Consider the following 15940-nt stretch of genomic DNA (forward strand, 5'->3'; position numbering starts at 1 on the left):
GAGGAATCCCGATGCCCCACCACGTCCGGCTGCGCGTCAGCCTGCTGAGCACCCTGCCCGTCCTCGCCATCGCAGCGCTCGCGCTGCCCCCGCTCGCCCTGGCCGGCCTGCTGCCCTGGTCGGTGCTCCCGGCCGTGGCCCTGGCCCAGGGAGTGCAGGCCTGGCTGGTCTTCCACCGCCTGGGACGGCCGACGACCGGGAGCTGACGGCTACTTCTTCTTCATGCGCGGCTGGTTGAAGCGCAGCATGTTGCCCGCCGGGTCGCGGAACGCGCAGTCGCGCACCCCGTAGGGCTGGTCCATCGGCTCCTGCAGCACCTCGGCGCCGGCGGCGCGGATCCGCTCGAAGGTGGCGTCGCAGTCGTCGGTGCGGAAGATGACCCCGCGCAGCAGGCCCTTGGCCAGCAGCTCGGCGGCGGCCCGGCGGTCGTCCTCGGAGGCGTGCGGGTCGGCCAGCGGGGGCTCCAGGACGATCTCCACGCCGGGCTGGTCGGGGGATCCGACCGTCACCCAGCGCATCCCCTCGAAGCCGACGTCGTTGCGCACCTCGAAGCCGAGCACGTCACGGTAGAAGGCGAGCGCCTTGTCGTGGTCGTCGACGGCGATGAAGCACTGGGCGAGTTCGATGCTCATACCCGTCAAGCTACGGGAGCGGACCCGCCCTTCGCCTCCGTACGCCGCACCGGGCGGGTGCGGATCTTGGCGATGCACGCCGGGATCGGCTCGCCGTCGGCGTGGTCGCGGGAGCGGTAGGCGCTCGGGCTCTCGCCCACCAGCTCGGTGAAGCGGGTGCTGAACGAGCCCAGCGAGGTACAGCCCACCGCCATGCACACCTCGGTCACGCTCAGGTCCCCGCGCCGCAGCAGCGCCTTGGCCCGCTCGATCCGGCGGGTCATGAGGTAGTTGTACGGGGTCTCCCCGTACGCGGCGCGGAAGCTGCGCGAGAAGTGCCCCGGCGACATCAGCGCGGTACGGGCCAGCGCCGGCACGTCCAGCGGCTGTTCGTACTCGCGGTCCATCCGGTCACGGGCCTGGCGCAGCCGCACCAGGTCGGCCAGGGGGACACGGGAGGCGCGGGGCGCACGGGAGGACACACCAGCCACCGTACCGAGTCCCTCCGACAGCCGTCCCCTCCCCCGCACGGCGCAGCCCGTTGGCGCCCGCCCCGCCGCTCCGCCGACCCTGGAGGGACGGTCGGGCGGCGGAGAGGGCGACGGGGTGGACACCAGCGACCAGCAGGACGCCGCCCCGCGCGCCCCCGGCAACCGGGCGGTGGTGCTGGGCGTGCTGGCCGCCACCGCCGCCGTGCTGCTCGTCCAGGCGGCCAGCGGCACCCGCTCCCGCCTGGTGCTGCTGCTGGTGTTCCTGCCGGCGCTGCTGGCGGGCCTGGGCACCGTCGCGCAGACGGTGGCCGTCTCGGTGTGGGTGACCGCCGTGGTCGTGGTCCACTCGGCGCTGTACCCGCCCTCGGACCTGTCGGCCCGCCTGGGCACCCTGGTGGGCGTGGTCGCCGCCGAGGCCGCCGTGGTCGCCCTGTGCGCGCGGCGGGTGCGGCGCGAACGCGAGCTGTTCCGGATACGCCAGAGCGCGGTCGCCCTGCAGCGCCAGCTGCTGCGCCCGCTGCCGGCCCGCACCCCCGAGGTGGACCTGTACGGGCTGTACCGGCCGGTGGAGGAGGACGCCATGGTCGGCGGCGACCTGTACGACGTCGCCGACACCCCGCACGGCACCCGGGTGCTGGTCGGCGACGTGCAGGGCAAGGGCCTGCCCGCGATCGGCACGGGCTTCGCGGTGCTGAGCGCCTTCAGGGAGGCGGCCTTCCGCGAGGCGGAGCTGACCGCCGTCGCCGAGGCCCTGGACGCGGCGGTCGAGCGGCACAACGCCTACGCGGTGCAGAGCGGCGAGCTGGAGCGCTTCGTCACCGCCACCGTGCTGTGCGTGCGGCGCGGCGCCGACGTACGGGCCGTCAACTGCGGCCACCTCTCCCCCTACCTGCGACGCGACGACGGCCGCGTCGAGGCCGTGCCGCTGCCCGCCGGCCTCCCGCTGGGCCTGGCCGCCCTGACCGGCGAGCCCCGGACGGTGGAGCGCTTCGCGCTGCCCGGGGACGGCGTGCTGGTGCTGCTCACCGACGGCATCACCGAAGCCCAGGACGCCTCCGGCGCCTTCTACCCCGCCGACCGGGGCCTGGCCGACCTCGCCGCCACCCCGGCCGCCGCCCTGCCCGAGGCCCTCGACCGCCGCGCCCGCCTGTGGAGCGGCGGGCGCAGCCGCGACGACGTCACCGTCCTGGCGCTGCGCCGCGCCCCCTGACCCCCGGGCCGCCCCCCGGCAGGCAGCCCCTGCCAGCGGCGTTCTAGGGTGCAGGCATGATCTCCTCTCCGATATCCGGCCCGGTGTCCGACCCCGGCGAGGCGCTGCGGGTGCTGCTGGAGGGCAACGCCCGTTTCGTCTCCGGCAGCCCCGAGCACCCCAACCAGGACGCCGGGCGCCGGGCGGCGCTCGCCCCGGTGCAGAAGCCCTTCGCGGTGCTGTTCGGGTGTTCGGACTCCCGGCTGGCCGCCGAGATCATCTTCGACCGGGGCCTGGGCGACCTGTTCGTGGTGCGCACCGCGGGCCATGTGACCGGCGCGGAGGCGCTGGGCAGCATCGAGTACGGGGTGGCCGTGCTGGACTGCCCGCTGGTGGTGGTGCTCGGGCACGACTCCTGCGGCGCGGTGGCGGCGGCGCTGGACTCCCTGGAGCAGGGGCGGCTGCCGGGCGGCTTCGTGCGGGACGTGGTGGAGCGGGTGACCCCGAGCGTGCTGTCCGCGCGGGCGGCGGGCATCGAGGACCCGGACGCGATCGTGGACGAGCACATCCGCCAGACCGTGGACCTGCTGCTGGAGCGCTCCCAGCTGCTGGCCGCCCGGGTGGCCGAGGGGCGGGTGGCCGTGGTGGGCCTGTCCTACCGGCTGCGCGACGGCCAGGCCCGTACGGTCGCCGTCCGCGGCATCGGTTAGCGCACGGGAACTGGATGTCCGATCCCCGCCGGTGGCCGGCCGCCGGCGGGGGCAGAGTCGGCGGCCGACAGCGGATCACTCGACGCAAGGACGGCCGGATTCCCGTGCACAAGGTCACCGACCTCAAGGTTCTCTACTTCGGCACCCCGGTGGTGCTGATCGGCTCGCGCAATGAGGACGGCAGCGCCAATCTGGCGCCGATGTCCTCGGCGTGGTGGCTGGGGCAGTCCTGCGTGCTGGGTCTGGGCGACAGCGCCCAGAGCGCCGTCAACCTGCGGCGCGAGGGCGAGTGCGTGCTCAACCTGCCCTCCTCGGCGCAGGTCGACGCCGTCGACGCCCTCGCGCTGCTGACCGCCAACCCGCACATCACCGAGGGCAGGCGCGAGCAGGGCTACCGCCACGAGCGGGGCAAGTTCGCCGCGGCCGGGATGACCGAGCTGGCCGGTGAGCTGGTGCGGGCGCCGCGCGCGGCCGAGTGCCCGGTGCAGCTGGAGTGCCGGCTGGAGGCGGCGGTGCCGCTGGCGGGCAACGGGCGGTGCACCGCCTTCGAGGTCACCGTGGTGCGCGCCCACGTGGACGAGCGCCTGATCGTGCCGGGCACCGACCACTACGTGGACCCGGTCGGCTGGGACCCGCTGATCATGAAGTTCTGCGAGTTCTTCGGCGACGGCCGCCGCCTGTCCCCCTCCCGCCTCGCCGAGGGCTGGCGGATGCCCGGCCGCCTGCCCGCCGCCGTCTGACGACGCCCGTGCGACGGCGGCTCGGCGGGGCCGGCCGGTTACGGGATCTGCTCGCCGCAGGAGTCGCACACCCGGGTCGCCGGCAGCTCGAGGAAGCAGTTCGGGCAGATCGCCGGCGGGCGCGGCGGGGTGGCGGCGGCGGCCTTGCGGGTCACCGTGGTCTTCAACCGGGGGGCGAGCGCCGGGATGCCGCCGTCGGCGGGCAGCTCGGCGCCGAAGTGCCGGTAGCAGGCCAGGCGGGCGGCGGCCGCGTGCTGCTCGCGGTCCATCTCGTCGGCGATCGGCGGCTGCCCGGCCACCGCCAGCACGTCCTGGTAACCGATGCCGACCATGCCGTCGGCGGCGTGCACCACCAGCGCCGTCAGCGGCGGGTCCCCGCGCCGGTGCGCCTCGCGCACCACCAGGGCCAGCACCTTGCCGATCCAGTGCCGCTGGTTGACGCTGGTGCGCACCCCGGAGGCCTGCTGCACCGCCTCGGCCAGCTCGGCGTAGGTGACCACCGCGTGGTAGCGGCGCGCCACGTCCACCAGGGCCGGGTAGGCCGCCCTGGTCCACACGATGTGCGCCTGGCTGACGGCGACGGCCGAGCCGTCCGACTCCCGCCAGTAGCCGCGCTGCTGCTCCGTCATCCGCCCCGTCCCTGTCCGCTCGGCCCGTCCGGCCCCGCCGGGAGCGAGGCTACCCCGCTGCGGTGGCCGCCCGCCGCGCGGGGGCACCGGCGGGGCGGGGACGGCGGCGGGGCGGGGACGGCGGCGGGGCCCGGCTTGACTTCAAGTGCTGTTGAAGTCGTCCAATGGGTGCCGACCGCAGCCGTACGGGCAGTCCGCGGTCGATGCCCCCGCCCGTACGGGAACGTGCCGGGGCCGGATCCGCCTTCCTTCCGACTCGTGTCGCCGGCGGACCCGGCCCCCGGTCACCGGTCGGGAAGGCACGGGGTTCAGCCCGCCGGGGTGTCGTGGAGGGCGTCGAGGCCGTCACGGTGGACGCCCGCGAGGAGCTCGACCGCCTCGTCGTCGCTCACCCCGTCCGGGACGCCGAAGGGGCGGGGGCTGCCAACTGTTGTCGATTTCATCAGCATTCCTCAATAATTCGAGCATTTCGCCCGGCTGTCGATGGCTGCCGGTACGGTCACCTGGTGATCGTGACGCAGGCGTACCGCTTTGCGCTCGACCCGACTGCGCGTCAGGTCGGGGCGTTGCTGCGTCATGCCGGTGCGGCCCGCGGTCTTCGCGGCGGCGGTCTTCACAGTTGCCGTGGTCATGTCCGGCGTCCCCTCAAGTGCGGGCAAAGCAGAAACGGTGCGGTCACGGGGTAGGACCGTGACCGCACCGATAACTCATCGCCCGCCGGAAGTGACCTGGATCACACCGCCGCCGCACGCCTGCGGCCCCGGGAGGCGCGGCGGCCGGCCGGCGGGGTGGGATCGGCGTTCCACGCGGCGACGGGGTTGCCGAGCCAGCGGGTGGCGCCGGGGACGTTCTCGCCGCGCATGACCAGCGAGGCCGGGCCGACCGTGGTGTTGTCGCCGAGCGCGGAGTTCAGCAGCACGATCGAGTGCGGCCCGGTGGTGGAGCCGGCGCCCAGGTGGACGGGGCCCAGGCGCATCACGCGGTCGTGGAACAGGTGGGTCTGCAGCACGGTGCCGCGGTTGACGCTGGCGCCCGCCTCGACGGTGACCAGGTCGCTCTCGGGCAGCCAGTGGGTCTCGCACCACACGCCGCGCCCGATCTTGGCGCCGAGGCTGCGCAGCCACAGGTTCAGGTACGGGGTGCCGGTGATGGCGCCGCCGCCGAAGGGCATGGCGAGTTCCTCGACGAAGGTGTCGTAGAGCTCGTTGCGCCACACGAAGGAGGACCACAGCGGGTGCTCGGCGACGCGGAAGCGGCCGACCAGCAGCCACTTGGCGGCGGTGGCGATGGCGCAGGCGACGACGGCGGCGACGATCAGCACCAGTCCGGCGGTGCCGAAGGCCACGCCCAGCCCGTAGTCGTTCCTTATCGACTGCAGGGCGGCGAGCACCAGGTCGGCCAGCAGGGCGGCGATGATGACGGGAAGGAGCCGGCAGACCTCGACGCCGGCGCGCGCCCACATCAGGCGCTTGGGCGGGTCGTAGGTGCGGCCCTCGCCGCCGGTGTCGGCCACCCGGGGCAGCGCGAAGGCGGGCCGGCCCAGCCAGGAGGAGCCCTCGGGGGCGTGGGCGGGGGTGTCGGAGAGCACGCCGACCAGGGAGTTGTCGGGCAGGTGGCGGTCCGGGCCGACGATGCCGGAGTTGCCGACGAAGGAGCGGCGTCCGACGTGCGAGCGGCCCAGGTGCAGCCAGCCGGCGCGCAGCTCGTAAGGGGCGACGAGGGTGTCGTCGGCGAGGAAGGCGCCGTCGTCGACCCGCATCAGGCTGGGCAGCGACAGGACCGTCGAGGCCTCGACCCGGCGGCCGATCTTCGCGCCGAGCAGGCGCAGCCACACCGGGGTGAAGAGGCTGGCGTAGAAGGGGAAGAGGGTGCGCCGGGCGGTGTCGCTGAGTCCGGAGACGGCCCAGGCGCAGAAGGCGACGCGGCCGGTGGCCGGGTGGAAGCCCGGGCGCAGCGGGAGTGAGAGGGCGCGGATCAGCAGGGCTATCAGCGCGGCGTGGCAGCAGATGGTCAGCACCGCGAGCGGGACGGTCAGCGGCAGCAGCTGGAGCAGGGCCTGGACCAGGGTGTGGTCGGTGTCGATCATCGGGTAGACGATGAGCAGCGCGGGCAGCGCGGCGATGATCGGGACGAGGCCGAAGAGGGCGAAGCCGACGCCGTAGGCGAGGTTCCAGATCCGCGAGGGGCGGGCGGGGGTGGGCGGCCACGGGGTGCGGGCCTCGGTGGAGGGGCGGGCCGGGGAGCCGTTCCAGTGTTCGCCGGGTGGGACGGCGCCGGTGACGCAGGAGCCGGGGGCGATCTCGGCGCCGGCGCCGATGCGGGCGCCGGGCATCAGGGTGGCGCGGTGGGCGATGCTGGCGCCCTCGCCGATGTCCAGGTGGCCCAGGTGGAGGGTGTCGCCGTCGAGCCACCAGCCGGCGATGTCGACCTCGGGTTCGACGGAGGCGCCGGCGCCGATCCGGGCCAGGCCGGTGACCGGGGGCAGGGCGTGCAGTTGGACGTTCTTGCCGACGCGGCAGCCGAGCATGCGGGCGTAGCGCGGGGCCCAGGGGGTGCCGCTCAGGGCGCCGGTGCCGAACATGGCGGTGAAGCGTTCGGCGGCCCAGAGTCTGAGGTGGACGTGGCCGCCGCGGGGGTGGCTGCCGGGGCGGATGCCGGCGGTGATGACGCGGGCGCCGGCGGCGGCGGTCAGGGTGCGGCCGGGGGCGCTGTAGAAGAGGAGCAGGCCGGCGACGACGGGCCACCAGGAGCTGTGCGGGGCCCAGGGGAGGTGGCTGCCGAGGAGGTTGTCGACGGCGATCAGGACGATGACCCAGCGCAGGCCGGCGAGGCCGAACAGGCCGAGCAGGATGAGGGTCTGCCACAGGCCCGCGCTGCGCGGGGTGCGGCGTACCGGCCGTACGGGTGCGGTGGTCGCGGCGGCTTCCGGCCCGGCCGCGGCCGCCGGCTGGGCCGGGGCGAGGGAGTCGAGGTAGCCGGCGAGGTCGCCGAGTACCGGGTGGGCGTAGAGGTCGGCGACGGAGACGCCGTTGTGGCGGGTGCGCAGTTCGGAGACCAGGCGGGCGGCGGTGAGGCTGGAGCCGCCGAGGGCGAAGAAGTCGTCGTTTCTGCCCGGGGCCATGCCGAGCAGGCGCTCCCAGCGGCCGGCCAGCCAGCCGGCGGTGCCGTCGAGGGTCTCGGCGGCGGCGGCGCTGCCGGTGGTGGCCAGCGGCCAGGGCAGGGCGTTGCGGTCGACCTTGCCGGAGGTGCGGGTGGGCAGTGAGTCGACCAGGGCGAGGACCGGGACCAGCGGGGCGGGCAGGCGTTCCAGCAGTTGCTGGCGGGCGGTGGCGAGGTCGGGGTCGGTGCCGGGCTGGGCGACGAGGTAGCCGACCAGCAGGTCGGCGCCGGCCGGGGTCTTGCGTACGGCGGCGGCTGCGGCGCGGATGCCCGGGAGGGCCTGGAGGGCGGCGTCGATCTCGCCGAGTTCGATGCGGCGGCCGCCGAGTTTGATCTGGTCGTCGGCGCGGCCGAGGAAGATCAGGCCCTCGGGGTCGTTGCGGACGAGGTCGCCGCTGCGGTAGACGCGCGGGGAGGCGATCGCGGGGTGGGGGCTGAACTTCTCGGCGTCCTTGGCGGGGTCGAGGTAGCGGGCGGTGCCGATGCCGCTGATCAGCAGTTCGCCGGTCTCGTACCAGGGCACGGGGTTGCCGGCCTGGTCGACGACGGCGATCTCCCAGCCGTCCAGCGGGGCGCCGATGCGCACCGGCTGGCCGGGCAGCATCCGGGCGGCGGTGGCGACGACGGTGGTCTCGGTGGGGCCGTAGGTGTTCCAGAACTCGCGGCCGGGGACGGCCAGGCGCTCGACCAGTTCGGCGGGGCAGGCCTCGCCGCCGACGATGATCAGGCGGACCTGGTCCAGGCACTCCTGCGGCCACAGGGCGAGCAGGGTGGGGACGGTGGAGATGGCGGTGATGCGGCGGCTGACGAGCCAGGGGCCGAGGTCGGTGCCGGCCTTGACCAGGGAGCGGGGGGCCGGGACCAGGCAGGCGCCGTGGCGCCAGGCCAGCCACATCTCCTCGCAGGAGGCGTCGAAGGCGACGGAGAGGCCCGCGAGGACGCGGTCGCCGGGGCCGAGCGGCTGGGCGGGCAGGAAGATGCGGGCCTCGGCGTCGACGAAGGCGGCGGCGCTGCGGTGGGTGACGGCGACGCCCTTGGGGCGGCCGGTGGTGCCGGAGGTGAAGATGATCCAGGCGTCGTCGGCCGGCGAGGGCCAGGCCGGGCGGCCGGAGGGGCGGGCGGCGGGTCCGGCGAACAGCCGGCGCTCGGCGCCGAGGATCGCGCAGACCTGGGCGTCCTGCCAGATCATCTCGGCGCGTTCGTCGGGGTCGTCGGCGTCCACCGGCACGTAGGCGGCGCCGCAGCGCAGCACCGCGAGGATCGAGACGTAGAGGTCGGCGGTGCCGGAGGGGATGCGCACGCCCACCCGGTCGCCGCAGCCGATGCCGTGGCCGGCCAGTACGCCGGCGAGGGCGTCGACCTCCTGCGCCAGGGTGCGGTAGTCCAGGACCGCGTCGCCGGTGTCGAGTGCGGGCGCCTGCGGGTGGGCGTCGGCGGTCGCGGCGATGATGTCGAGCAGGCTGCGCGGGTGCGCGGGCTGGGCCACCGGCCAGCTGGCCGCCTGCCCCGGATGGGGGCGGTGCAGCGTGCCTGGGCCGGCCGTGTCGTGGCGTACGTCCATGGGGGTGGGTTCCTCGGCTCCGTTTTCCTTGGGGGCGCGTACGTCATGCACGTGGCGTGCGCACCTGGTGTGACGCAGACGTCACATGGTGTCACCTGATGGGGCGCGCCCACTCACCATGACTCCACTGGGAGTCCGCTGGATGCAGCGAAGGTGTGGTCAAAGGAAATTCTCATGATCGATGCCGCGTGCGGCGGCAGCAATGCGAATCGAATGTCATTTCGGTGGTTTTCAAGCATTTTCGCTGGTGAAGGGTAGTCGGCGAAAACCGGGGGGTGTGACGGGAGGGGGCAGAGTGATGAACGCCATGGCGTCCGGAACGGTACCGGTAGTGAGGGGGTGGCTACCGAATCGGGGGGTACTGGTCGGATCATCAAGCCGTTCACCTGATTCGCACATTTGTGTGAGGGTCTGTCGCCGTCGTTCTCCGTGGGGACGTTTCCTGTGAATACCGTGTGGACCGGAAGGGGCGGTTCCGACCACGGCGGCGAAGACCCGCTCGTCCGGTACACGGCGCACGGTTCGAACCTGCACGCCGCCCGCTTCGGCTGCTACCTGTACGGCGGCCGGCCCGAGGGCGCGGCGCGCGCCCGCCCCGGCCGCCGCGACCGGCGCACACCCCGGCGCGAGGCCGCGCTGACGCTGCCGGGCGGGCCGTACTTCGCCGGACGGTCCCCGACCCGGGGCTGCGGGACGGCCTTCCGCGACCCCGCCCTTTCCGGTGAAGTACCGTGCCGCGCGCATCCGGTCACAGTGGGCCAATTCAGCGACGTCGCCGCGCAGGAGACGCACCGCTCCCCCGGCGCCGACCTCGACCTCACCCGGGTCCCGGCGACGGGCCGCGACGAACCGGGCCCGGGCCGCTACGAGAGCCTGCTGTGCGCGGGCGGGCCGGCCGGGCACCCGCTGCTCGCCTTCACTTCCCCCACGGGGCTTTCCGCCGCCGAACCGACCGCCCCCTCGGCCGCCCACCCGCGCACCCCGGGCGCCGGCCTCGCGCAGTCCCGCGCCCGGGGCCCCCGGCGCACGGCCGGCTACCTCGCCGCACGCCCGGGCGCATCCGGGCACCGGACGCCGGCGATGGCGGCGGCGCCACTAGGCCGAACGGGTGACGGGGCGGGCCCGAGCCGGTTCAGGAGCCCGGGGTCCGGCGGGCGTCCGGGGCGATGAGGTCGCGGGCGTCGACGGCGGTGGGGAGGAGCGATCCGACGGCCCTCGGGCATCCCGTCCTGGCCGCGGTGCCCGGTGGGGGGCCAGCGGCTACGAGCCGGCCGAGAGCTTCGGCCCGGGGGTGGCCGACTTCCGGTACGCCCGGCCGCAGCGGCTCCACGCCGGGCCGACCCGCCCGGAGCGGGACGGGCCGGCCGGCCGGCCGGCGCGAGGTCGTCCGGGAGAGACGGAGCGACAAGCGGCCGTTCACCGTCACCGAGGCCGGGCCCGCCGAGCCCAAGGGGTTCGCCGCCGCCTGCGCCAAGCCCTCCTTCGTCCGCGACGACCCGACGGCCAGGCCCGCGCCGCCGACCGCGTCGAGGCCGCCGTCCCGATCGACCGGCTCGCCGAGCACCGACTTCGCCCGGGCCGGGGCCGGCCCGTCCGAGCGGATGCCGCGCACCGTGCGCGGCGACCGCGACGACGCCGAGTCCCCGCGCGCGGGCGGGCGCATCGGCCCGTACCCGACCTGCCCGCGCGGCCCGGCGTTCGGGCGGGGCGACCGCGACCGGTGCCGCGAGGCGATCACCGCCCCGACGGAGAGGAAGGCCACCCGTGCCGGGCGTCGAGCGCCATGTCGCCCTCGGCCGACGGCACCCGGCCGTGCGACCGCTCCCCCGCGGCGCTCGCACGGCGAAGCGCCGCACCCGGCAAGCCGGTCGACCGTCAGCTGAGGAAGGACTCCGGCCCGAAGCGCCCCCACGCCACGAACGCGGCCAGCAGGACATAGACCACATCCACCGCGACGAGCCCGTACTCCTGCCGCCGGATCCGCACCGCCGCCGCCCCGATCATCAGCAGCACCAGCCCGAGCGCGGCCAGCGGCACGAACACCGGCGCGATGCCGAGCACGGCGGGCAGGACCAGCCCCACCGCGGCCAGCACCTCGACGGCGCCGATCGCCTTCACCCCTCCCGCGCTGAAGTCCTCGACCCAGCGCCCGCTCCGCCCGGCGGCGGCGATCCTCTCCTTCGGGGCGACCATCTTCAAGGCGCCGCCGAGCAGGTAGGCGGCGGCCAGCAGTCCGGCGACGATCCACAGCGCGAGGTTCACGGCGTTCTCCTTCTCCTTACAGGCCAGGGACGGGCATCAGAGCGCGTGGCGCTGCCCGGCGCGGTAGCCGCCGGCGGGCTGGCGGGCCATCACGTTGCCGCGGTTGAAGGCGTTGATCAACGCGATCAGGCTCACCAGGGCGGCGAGCTGCTCCTCGTCGTAGTGCCTGGCGGCGTTCTCCCACACCTCGTCGCCGACCCCGCCCGCCGCGTCCGCGAGCCGGGTGCCCTCCTCGGCCAGCTCCAGGGCGGCCCGCTCGGCCTCGGTGAACACGGTGGCCTCCCGCCACACCGCCACCAGGTTCAGCCGGGTCGCCTCCTCGCCGGCGTGCACGGCGTCCTTGAAGTGCATGTCGACGCAGTACCCGCAGCCGTTGATCTGGCTGGCGCGCAGCTTGACCAGCTCCTGGACGGCGACCGGCAGGGTCGACTCCAGCAGGATCCGGTTCGCGGCGACGAGGTGCTTGAAGACCTTGCCCATGACGGGGCTGGCGAAGGGGTGCAGGCGGGCTTCCATGATGCGCTCCTCGGTACGTTGTCCGCTGGTCGTCCTTTAAGACAGGGCAGCCGGGCGCCCTGTGACAGGTGCCGATGTGACGCGCGCCACCCCGGGGTCCGGGCGGCGCCGAAGGGGAGGGATTCCATGGCGGGACCGGCGGATGCGGCGGCGGACGCGGTCGGGTACCGGCCGCTGCTGTTCTCCATCGCCTACGGCATGACGGGCTCGGTGGGTGACGCCGAGGACCTCGTCCAGGACACCTTCCTCAACCTGACCCGCGTCGAGCGGGCGGGTACCCCCATCACCAACCTGAAGGCGTACCTGACCACCTCGGTCACCCGGCTCGGCGCGAGCCTGGTGCCGGCCCGGATCAACGGCCGCCCCGGCGTGGTCGTTTACGACGCCGAGGGACGGGTGCTCAACGTGGTCGCGCTCGACATCGTCGACGGCGCGGTGCGGCGGATCCACGCCGTCGCCAACCCGGACAAGCTCGGACACCTGGGTGAGGTGTCGGACCTGGGGCTGCGGAAGGTGCGGGAGCCCCGCCAGCGGTAGGCATGCGGATCCCGCCCGGTCCAACCGCCGGGCCCGCCCGCGCCCCGCCCGCCCTTCGGCCCGGACACCGGCGGGCGGGCAAAGGCCCGTTCCCCTGGACTCCCCGCTTGATCAAGTGCACGTCACCAACGGGGAGACCGGTAGGGGCCGAACGGCGCCGGGCGGTCACGGGGGTCGGCGGTCAGGCGTCCTTGGGCGTGCGGTAGGCGGTGAGCCGTGCCGCGCCGGGCCCGACGCGCGTCCAGGGGCCCTGGAAGGTCAGCACCGCGATGGCGGCCGTCGGGAAGCGCCCCTGCATCCGGGCCAGTTGGTCCTCGTCGTCGGCCTCATCGGCCAGGGCGTCGGCCGCCTCGTGGACGACGGGGTTGTGGCCGAGCACGAGCAGGGTGACGACCTCGTCGGGGGTTTCGGCGAGAAGGGCGATGAGCTGCTCGCCGAGGCCGATGTCGTAGAGGCGCTCGTCGTAGACGGTCTCGGGTGCGGTCGGGAGTTCGGCGGCCATGAGCGCCCAGGTCTCACGGGTGCGGACGGCGGTGGAGACCAGCGCGAGATCCGGGGTGAGGCCGTGCTCGGCGAGCCAACGCCCGGCGAGCGGGGCGGCCTTGCGACCCCGCTCGGCCAAGGGCCGGTCGTGGTCGTCCACGTCGGGCCAGTCGGACTTGGCGTGGCGGACCAGGACGATCCGGCGCTGTCGCTCCTCGGGCACGGGCTGCTCCCTCTTCTCGACGCCCGCCCCGTCGATTCCCCATGCCCACCGGGCGGGCGCAAGCGGCGTTCGCGCCGCTGTGTTGATCGGCTCCAGGGTTGACATCCTCCCCCGGTCAAGGCCGGGGGATTCCAACACCGGTTGGGGTGTTGAGGTTCACGGGCACTCGACCGCTGGCGCGGTGCTGCCCCTCCGGTACCGGAAGGTGTCTTCCCGGGCCTGACGGCCTGTCCTACCGCGACGTTGGTTGCCGCGTTGGTGTCCGCGTTGCAGGTGAAGCCGCAGGATACGCATGCGAAGTCGGCTTGGCTCTTGCGCGACTTCTTCTCGATCCAGGTCCTCGTCTTCTCCGGCCATGCCGATACTCGCGCCTGCGGTGGAGCCTTCGGCGCTGTCGGCCCTCTCGTGGGCCGCCGTTGTGCTGCGTGCGGCCTCGATCGCCGTGTTGGTCGAGTATCTCGCGCGGTTGCGGGCGGCGCGTGAACGGGCTCCGGCGTCGATGGCGGGGTCGTTGGGCGATGACGCGGTGGTCCTCCTGGTGGAGCGGGTGCGGCCCGCCGGTGGCCGGGACAGGGGCCGGACAGGACGCCGCGCGGCACGTCCCGGCCGGCGGTGGCCGGTCGGGACGCACCGTGCCGTGCGGCGTCGCCCCGGACGGGAGGGTCGGGGCGCCGACGGATCCGCGGCCCCTCACCCCTGGAGACGCACCGCCGTGCCGCGGATGGCGGGGAGCCTGGCGTAGAGGGCCTCACCGGGGCATTCGGTGGCGAAGCCGTCGCGGTGGCCGGAGATGGCGTGGAAGGCGACGACGGTGCCCTTGGGGTAGAGGCTGGCGTCGGAGCCGGAGGTGAGCTGGGCGGTCCCGCCGGCCGACCGGCCGGTGAGGCCGAGCTTCCACGCGGAGATCTTCGCGAGGCCGTCCTGCAGCTCCTGCGGCGGGGTGTCCGAGCTGAACGTGCCGATGGCGGCGATACCGGAGGAGTTGGTGTTGAAGCCGAGGGTGTGGGCACCGAAGACGGGCTGGTCGACGCCGCCGGCGCGGCCCTCGTAGATGGTGCCGCAGCGGTCGACCAGGAAGTTGTAGCCGATGTCCCGCCAGCCGTTGCTCTGCACGTGGTACTGGTAGATCGACCGGATCACCCGGGGGGCGTCGGAGCAGGCGTAGTCGGTGGCGGTCGCGGTGTGGTGGACGAAGGCCACCCGGACCGCGCCGGTGTACACGAAGCCCGCTTCACGGATGGACTCGTCCGCGCCCCATCCGGCCCGGGTGACGATGCCGGGGCGCGGAGCGGCGGCGGTCTCGGGCCCGGCCGGGCGCTCGGGCAGGGTCTGGGCATCGGTGGAGGCCGCCGCCCCCTGGCCGGGGTCGACCAGTTCGACCCGCAGTCCGCGCGGGAGTCCGGCCGGACCGGGGTGCACGTCGACCGCGACGCCGTCACTGCGTCCGGCCCACAGCGGGGCGGTGGCGCCGTGCGCGACGGCGTCCGGGCCGTCCACGGCATCGGCCTCCAGGGTGTGCCAGTCGCTCCAGCGGCCGGTGGCCGCGTCGCGGGTGCGGACCCGGACGAAGCCTCCGGCGAGGGCCGTCGGGGAGCCGTCCCAGACCACGCCGAGAAGTTCGAACGAACGGGTGGACCGGGGCGCGACGGCTCCGCCGGAGGTGAGGGCCACCGAGGTGACCGAACCGCCTCCGGCGGAGGTACGGGGTGCCGGGGCAGCGGCACCCGAGTCGTCCACGGCGACGGCCGTGGGCTGGAAGAGCAGGACGGTGATGCAGCCCGCAAGGACCGCTGCCGGGATTGAGATCCTCATGGAACGGATGTTCGCCGGAAACCACCGCCCCTGCATGTCGCCGACGGTGGCCGCATCGTCACGGCGGGCCGTCAGGACCCGGGCGCAGCCGCGACGTGGCTCGGGCGCGGCGGTGCGGACCGCGGGGCGGAACGCTCGGGCGGCGTTCGTCCACGCTCGGTAATGCGTTGGGCCGGTGTGGTTAATCCGCGGCCACGCGCGCCGCGATTGGGTGGTAGGGGAGCGTATTCAGAAGATCCGTTTTGCGGATCATCCAGGAGCGTCATGCGAACTCGAATCACCACCCTGGTCCTGTCGGGGTTGACATCGGCCGCCCTCGTGTGGGGTGCCGGCGGTACCGCCCATGCCTCGCCCGTCGCCGGCCACGGCGCAGCCTCCGCTTCGGCGGAGGCCCGGGGCGAATGGGTCGACAGCCTCATGCGCCTGGCCGAGGAGGGCGGCACCTCTGCGGCCGGCACCCGGACCTTCACCGGCAGCAGCGCCTTCCAGTCGATGCAGGCCGCCCGCCCGCTCCACCGGGCCGACGGTGACACCGAGCCCGAGCTCGAGGCCGCCTTGGCCGACGGCCAGGAGCCCGGCGCCGCGCAGGCGGATGACGCGGCCCAGACCGGCGAGCAGGGCCCCGAGGGCGAGCGGCTGGCGGGGCAGGCGCCGTCGACGCTTCCCATGGACATGGGAGCGAACGGCAGCAAGAACTGCCTCCACGAGCCCGGGCACGAGCACGGCGGCCACCTCGCCGGCCTCGGCGAACTCTTCTGCATGCCCGACGTTCCCGGCATCCCCGTCGAGCACGGCGAGCACGGCAAGCCCGAGGAGCACGGCAAGTTTGAGGGGCACGGCAAGCCCGAGGAGCACGGCGAGCACTGCAAGCATGAGGACAAGTGCGAGCACGGCAAGTCCGAGGAGCACGGCGAGCACTGCAAGCCCTGCGAGCACGGCAAGCCCGAGGAGCACGGCAAGCCCGAGGAGCACGGCAAGCCCGAGGAGCACAAGCCCGGCAAGGCCGAGGAGCACAAG

The 15940-nt window shown here is 74.5% G+C and carries 16 protein-coding genes and 1 pseudogene; 7 read left to right on the top strand and 10 right to left on the bottom strand.

Features of this window, described 5'->3' with window-relative positions; all coding sequences use genetic code 11:
• The first annotated feature begins 11 nt into the window (after positions 1-11).
• On the top strand, positions 12-206 hold the full coding sequence (locus tag ABZW30_RS30805) for a hypothetical protein (protein ID WP_355674495.1): 195 nt from the start codon (positions 12-14) through the stop codon (positions 204-206).
• 3 nt (positions 207-209) lie between these two features.
• On the opposite strand, the gene ABZW30_RS30810 is transcribed toward ABZW30_RS30805, so the two are convergent.
• Together ABZW30_RS30810 and ABZW30_RS30815 are read right to left on the bottom strand one after the other, a co-directional pair.
• The gene (locus ABZW30_RS30810; RefSeq protein ID WP_355674496.1) at positions 210-632 is read right to left on the bottom strand and encodes a VOC family protein; all 423 of its coding nucleotides are present in this window, start codon (positions 630-632) and stop codon (positions 210-212) included.
• A 5-nt stretch (positions 633-637) separates the two neighbouring features.
• The gene (locus ABZW30_RS30815; protein ID WP_355674556.1) at positions 638-1018 is read right to left on the bottom strand and encodes a helix-turn-helix transcriptional regulator; all 381 of its coding nucleotides are present in this window, start codon (positions 1016-1018) and stop codon (positions 638-640) included.
• Between the two features lie 199 nt (positions 1019-1217).
• Between ABZW30_RS30815 and ABZW30_RS30820 the strand changes: the two genes are divergently transcribed.
• From ABZW30_RS30820 to ABZW30_RS30830, 3 genes are all read left to right on the top strand, one after another.
• Positions 1218-2312, top strand: a complete 1095-nt coding sequence (locus ABZW30_RS30820) for a PP2C family protein-serine/threonine phosphatase (protein WP_355674497.1) — start codon at positions 1218-1220, stop codon at positions 2310-2312.
• Between the two features lie 56 nt (positions 2313-2368).
• Positions 2369-3001 (top strand): carbonic anhydrase, encoded by a 633-nt coding sequence (locus ABZW30_RS30825; protein ID WP_355674498.1) that lies wholly within the window; start codon positions 2369-2371, stop codon positions 2999-3001.
• 104 nt (positions 3002-3105) lie between these two features.
• Complete coding sequence (locus ABZW30_RS30830) at positions 3106-3741, top strand: flavin reductase family protein (RefSeq protein ID WP_355674499.1); 636 nt, start codon at positions 3106-3108, stop codon at positions 3739-3741.
• Between the two features lie 38 nt (positions 3742-3779).
• On the opposite strand, the gene ABZW30_RS30835 is transcribed toward ABZW30_RS30830, so the two are convergent.
• The 4 genes from ABZW30_RS30835 to ABZW30_RS30850 all read right to left on the bottom strand — a co-directional run bounded on the left by ABZW30_RS30835 (position 3780) and on the right by ABZW30_RS30850 (position 9090).
• Complete coding sequence (locus ABZW30_RS30835; protein WP_355674500.1) at positions 3780-4370, bottom strand: hypothetical protein; 591 nt, start codon at positions 4368-4370, stop codon at positions 3780-3782.
• 308 nt (positions 4371-4678) lie between these two features.
• The gene (locus ABZW30_RS30840) at positions 4679-4813 is read right to left on the bottom strand and encodes a hypothetical protein (RefSeq protein ID WP_355674501.1); all 135 of its coding nucleotides are present in this window, start codon (positions 4811-4813) and stop codon (positions 4679-4681) included.
• Between the two features lie 9 nt (positions 4814-4822).
• Positions 4823-5002 (bottom strand): hypothetical protein, encoded by a 180-nt coding sequence (locus ABZW30_RS30845; protein WP_355674502.1) that lies wholly within the window; start codon positions 5000-5002, stop codon positions 4823-4825.
• 101 nt (positions 5003-5103) lie between these two features.
• Positions 5104-9090 (bottom strand): Pls/PosA family non-ribosomal peptide synthetase, encoded by a 3987-nt coding sequence (locus tag ABZW30_RS30850; protein WP_355674503.1) that lies wholly within the window; start codon positions 9088-9090, stop codon positions 5104-5106.
• A gap of 453 nt (positions 9091-9543) precedes the next feature.
• Between ABZW30_RS30850 and ABZW30_RS30855 the strand changes: the two genes are divergently transcribed.
• Positions 9544-10260 carry a histone deacetylase gene (locus ABZW30_RS30855; RefSeq protein WP_355674504.1) on the top strand — a complete coding sequence of 239 codons (717 nt, stop codon included), beginning with the start codon at positions 9544-9546 and terminating at the stop codon, positions 10258-10260.
• Positions 10261-10965: 705 nt separating this feature from the next.
• On the opposite strand, the gene ABZW30_RS30860 is transcribed toward ABZW30_RS30855, so the two are convergent.
• Positions 10966-11352 carry a DoxX family protein gene (locus ABZW30_RS30860; RefSeq protein WP_355674505.1) on the bottom strand — a complete coding sequence of 129 codons (387 nt, stop codon included), beginning with the start codon at positions 11350-11352 and terminating at the stop codon, positions 10966-10968.
• Positions 11353-11388: 36 nt separating this feature from the next.
• Positions 11389-11868, bottom strand: a complete 480-nt coding sequence (locus tag ABZW30_RS30865) for a carboxymuconolactone decarboxylase family protein (RefSeq protein WP_355674506.1) — start codon at positions 11866-11868, stop codon at positions 11389-11391.
• A 126-nt stretch (positions 11869-11994) separates the two neighbouring features.
• Here ABZW30_RS30865 and ABZW30_RS30870 point away from each other — a divergent pair, with 126 nt between their 5' ends.
• Positions 11995-12405, top strand: coding sequence for a sigma factor (locus tag ABZW30_RS30870; RefSeq protein ID WP_355674507.1), 411 nt, complete (start codon positions 11995-11997; stop codon positions 12403-12405).
• Between the two features lie 181 nt (positions 12406-12586).
• On the opposite strand, the gene ABZW30_RS30875 is transcribed toward ABZW30_RS30870, so the two are convergent.
• Positions 12587-13111, bottom strand: a complete 525-nt coding sequence (locus ABZW30_RS30875; protein ID WP_355674508.1) for a histidine phosphatase family protein — start codon at positions 13109-13111, stop codon at positions 12587-12589.
• Positions 13112-13801: 690 nt separating this feature from the next.
• Entirely contained in the window at positions 13802-14923 is a 1122-nt protein-coding gene (locus tag ABZW30_RS30880; protein ID WP_355674509.1) for an N-acetylmuramoyl-L-alanine amidase, read from the bottom strand.
• A 264-nt stretch (positions 14924-15187) separates the two neighbouring features.
• Here ABZW30_RS30880 and ABZW30_RS30885 point away from each other — a divergent pair.
• Positions 15188-15940 (top strand): annotated as a pseudogene (locus tag ABZW30_RS30885) (hypothetical protein); the annotation flags it as partial.

Source organism: Kitasatospora sp. NPDC004669 (assembly GCF_040609455.1).
GTDB lineage: Bacteria > Actinomycetota > Actinomycetes > Streptomycetales > Streptomycetaceae > Kitasatospora.

What these genes read in the sequence shown, in the direction of transcription:
- ABZW30_RS30810 (WP_355674496.1), bottom strand. Translation starts at nt 632, where the DNA reads ATGAGCATCGAACTCGCCCAGTGCTTCATCGCCGTCGACGACCACGAC.
- ABZW30_RS30845 (WP_355674502.1), bottom strand. Translation starts at nt 5,002, where the DNA reads ATGACCACGGCAACTGTGAAGACCGCCGCCGCGAAGACCGCGGGCCGC.
- ABZW30_RS30850 (WP_355674503.1), bottom strand. Translation starts at nt 9,090, where the DNA reads ATGGACGTACGCCACGACACGGCCGGCCCAGGCACGCTGCACCGCCCC.
- ABZW30_RS30870 (WP_355674507.1), top strand. Translation starts at nt 11,995, where the DNA reads ATGGCGGGACCGGCGGATGCGGCGGCGGACGCGGTCGGGTACCGGCCG.
- ABZW30_RS30805 (WP_355674495.1), top strand. Translation starts at nt 12, where the DNA reads ATGCCCCACCACGTCCGGCTGCGCGTCAGCCTGCTGAGCACCCTGCCC.
- ABZW30_RS30880 (WP_355674509.1), bottom strand. Translation starts at nt 14,923, where the DNA reads ATGAGGATCTCAATCCCGGCAGCGGTCCTTGCGGGCTGCATCACCGTC.
- ABZW30_RS30815 (WP_355674556.1), bottom strand. Translation starts at nt 1,018, where the DNA reads ATGGACCGCGAGTACGAACAGCCGCTGGACGTGCCGGCGCTGGCCCGT.
- ABZW30_RS30840 (WP_355674501.1), bottom strand. Translation starts at nt 4,813, where the DNA reads ATGAAATCGACAACAGTTGGCAGCCCCCGCCCCTTCGGCGTCCCGGAC.
- ABZW30_RS30865 (WP_355674506.1), bottom strand. Translation starts at nt 11,868, where the DNA reads ATGGAAGCCCGCCTGCACCCCTTCGCCAGCCCCGTCATGGGCAAGGTC.
- ABZW30_RS30825 (WP_355674498.1), top strand. Translation starts at nt 2,369, where the DNA reads ATGATCTCCTCTCCGATATCCGGCCCGGTGTCCGACCCCGGCGAGGCG.
- ABZW30_RS30835 (WP_355674500.1), bottom strand. Translation starts at nt 4,370, where the DNA reads ATGACGGAGCAGCAGCGCGGCTACTGGCGGGAGTCGGACGGCTCGGCC.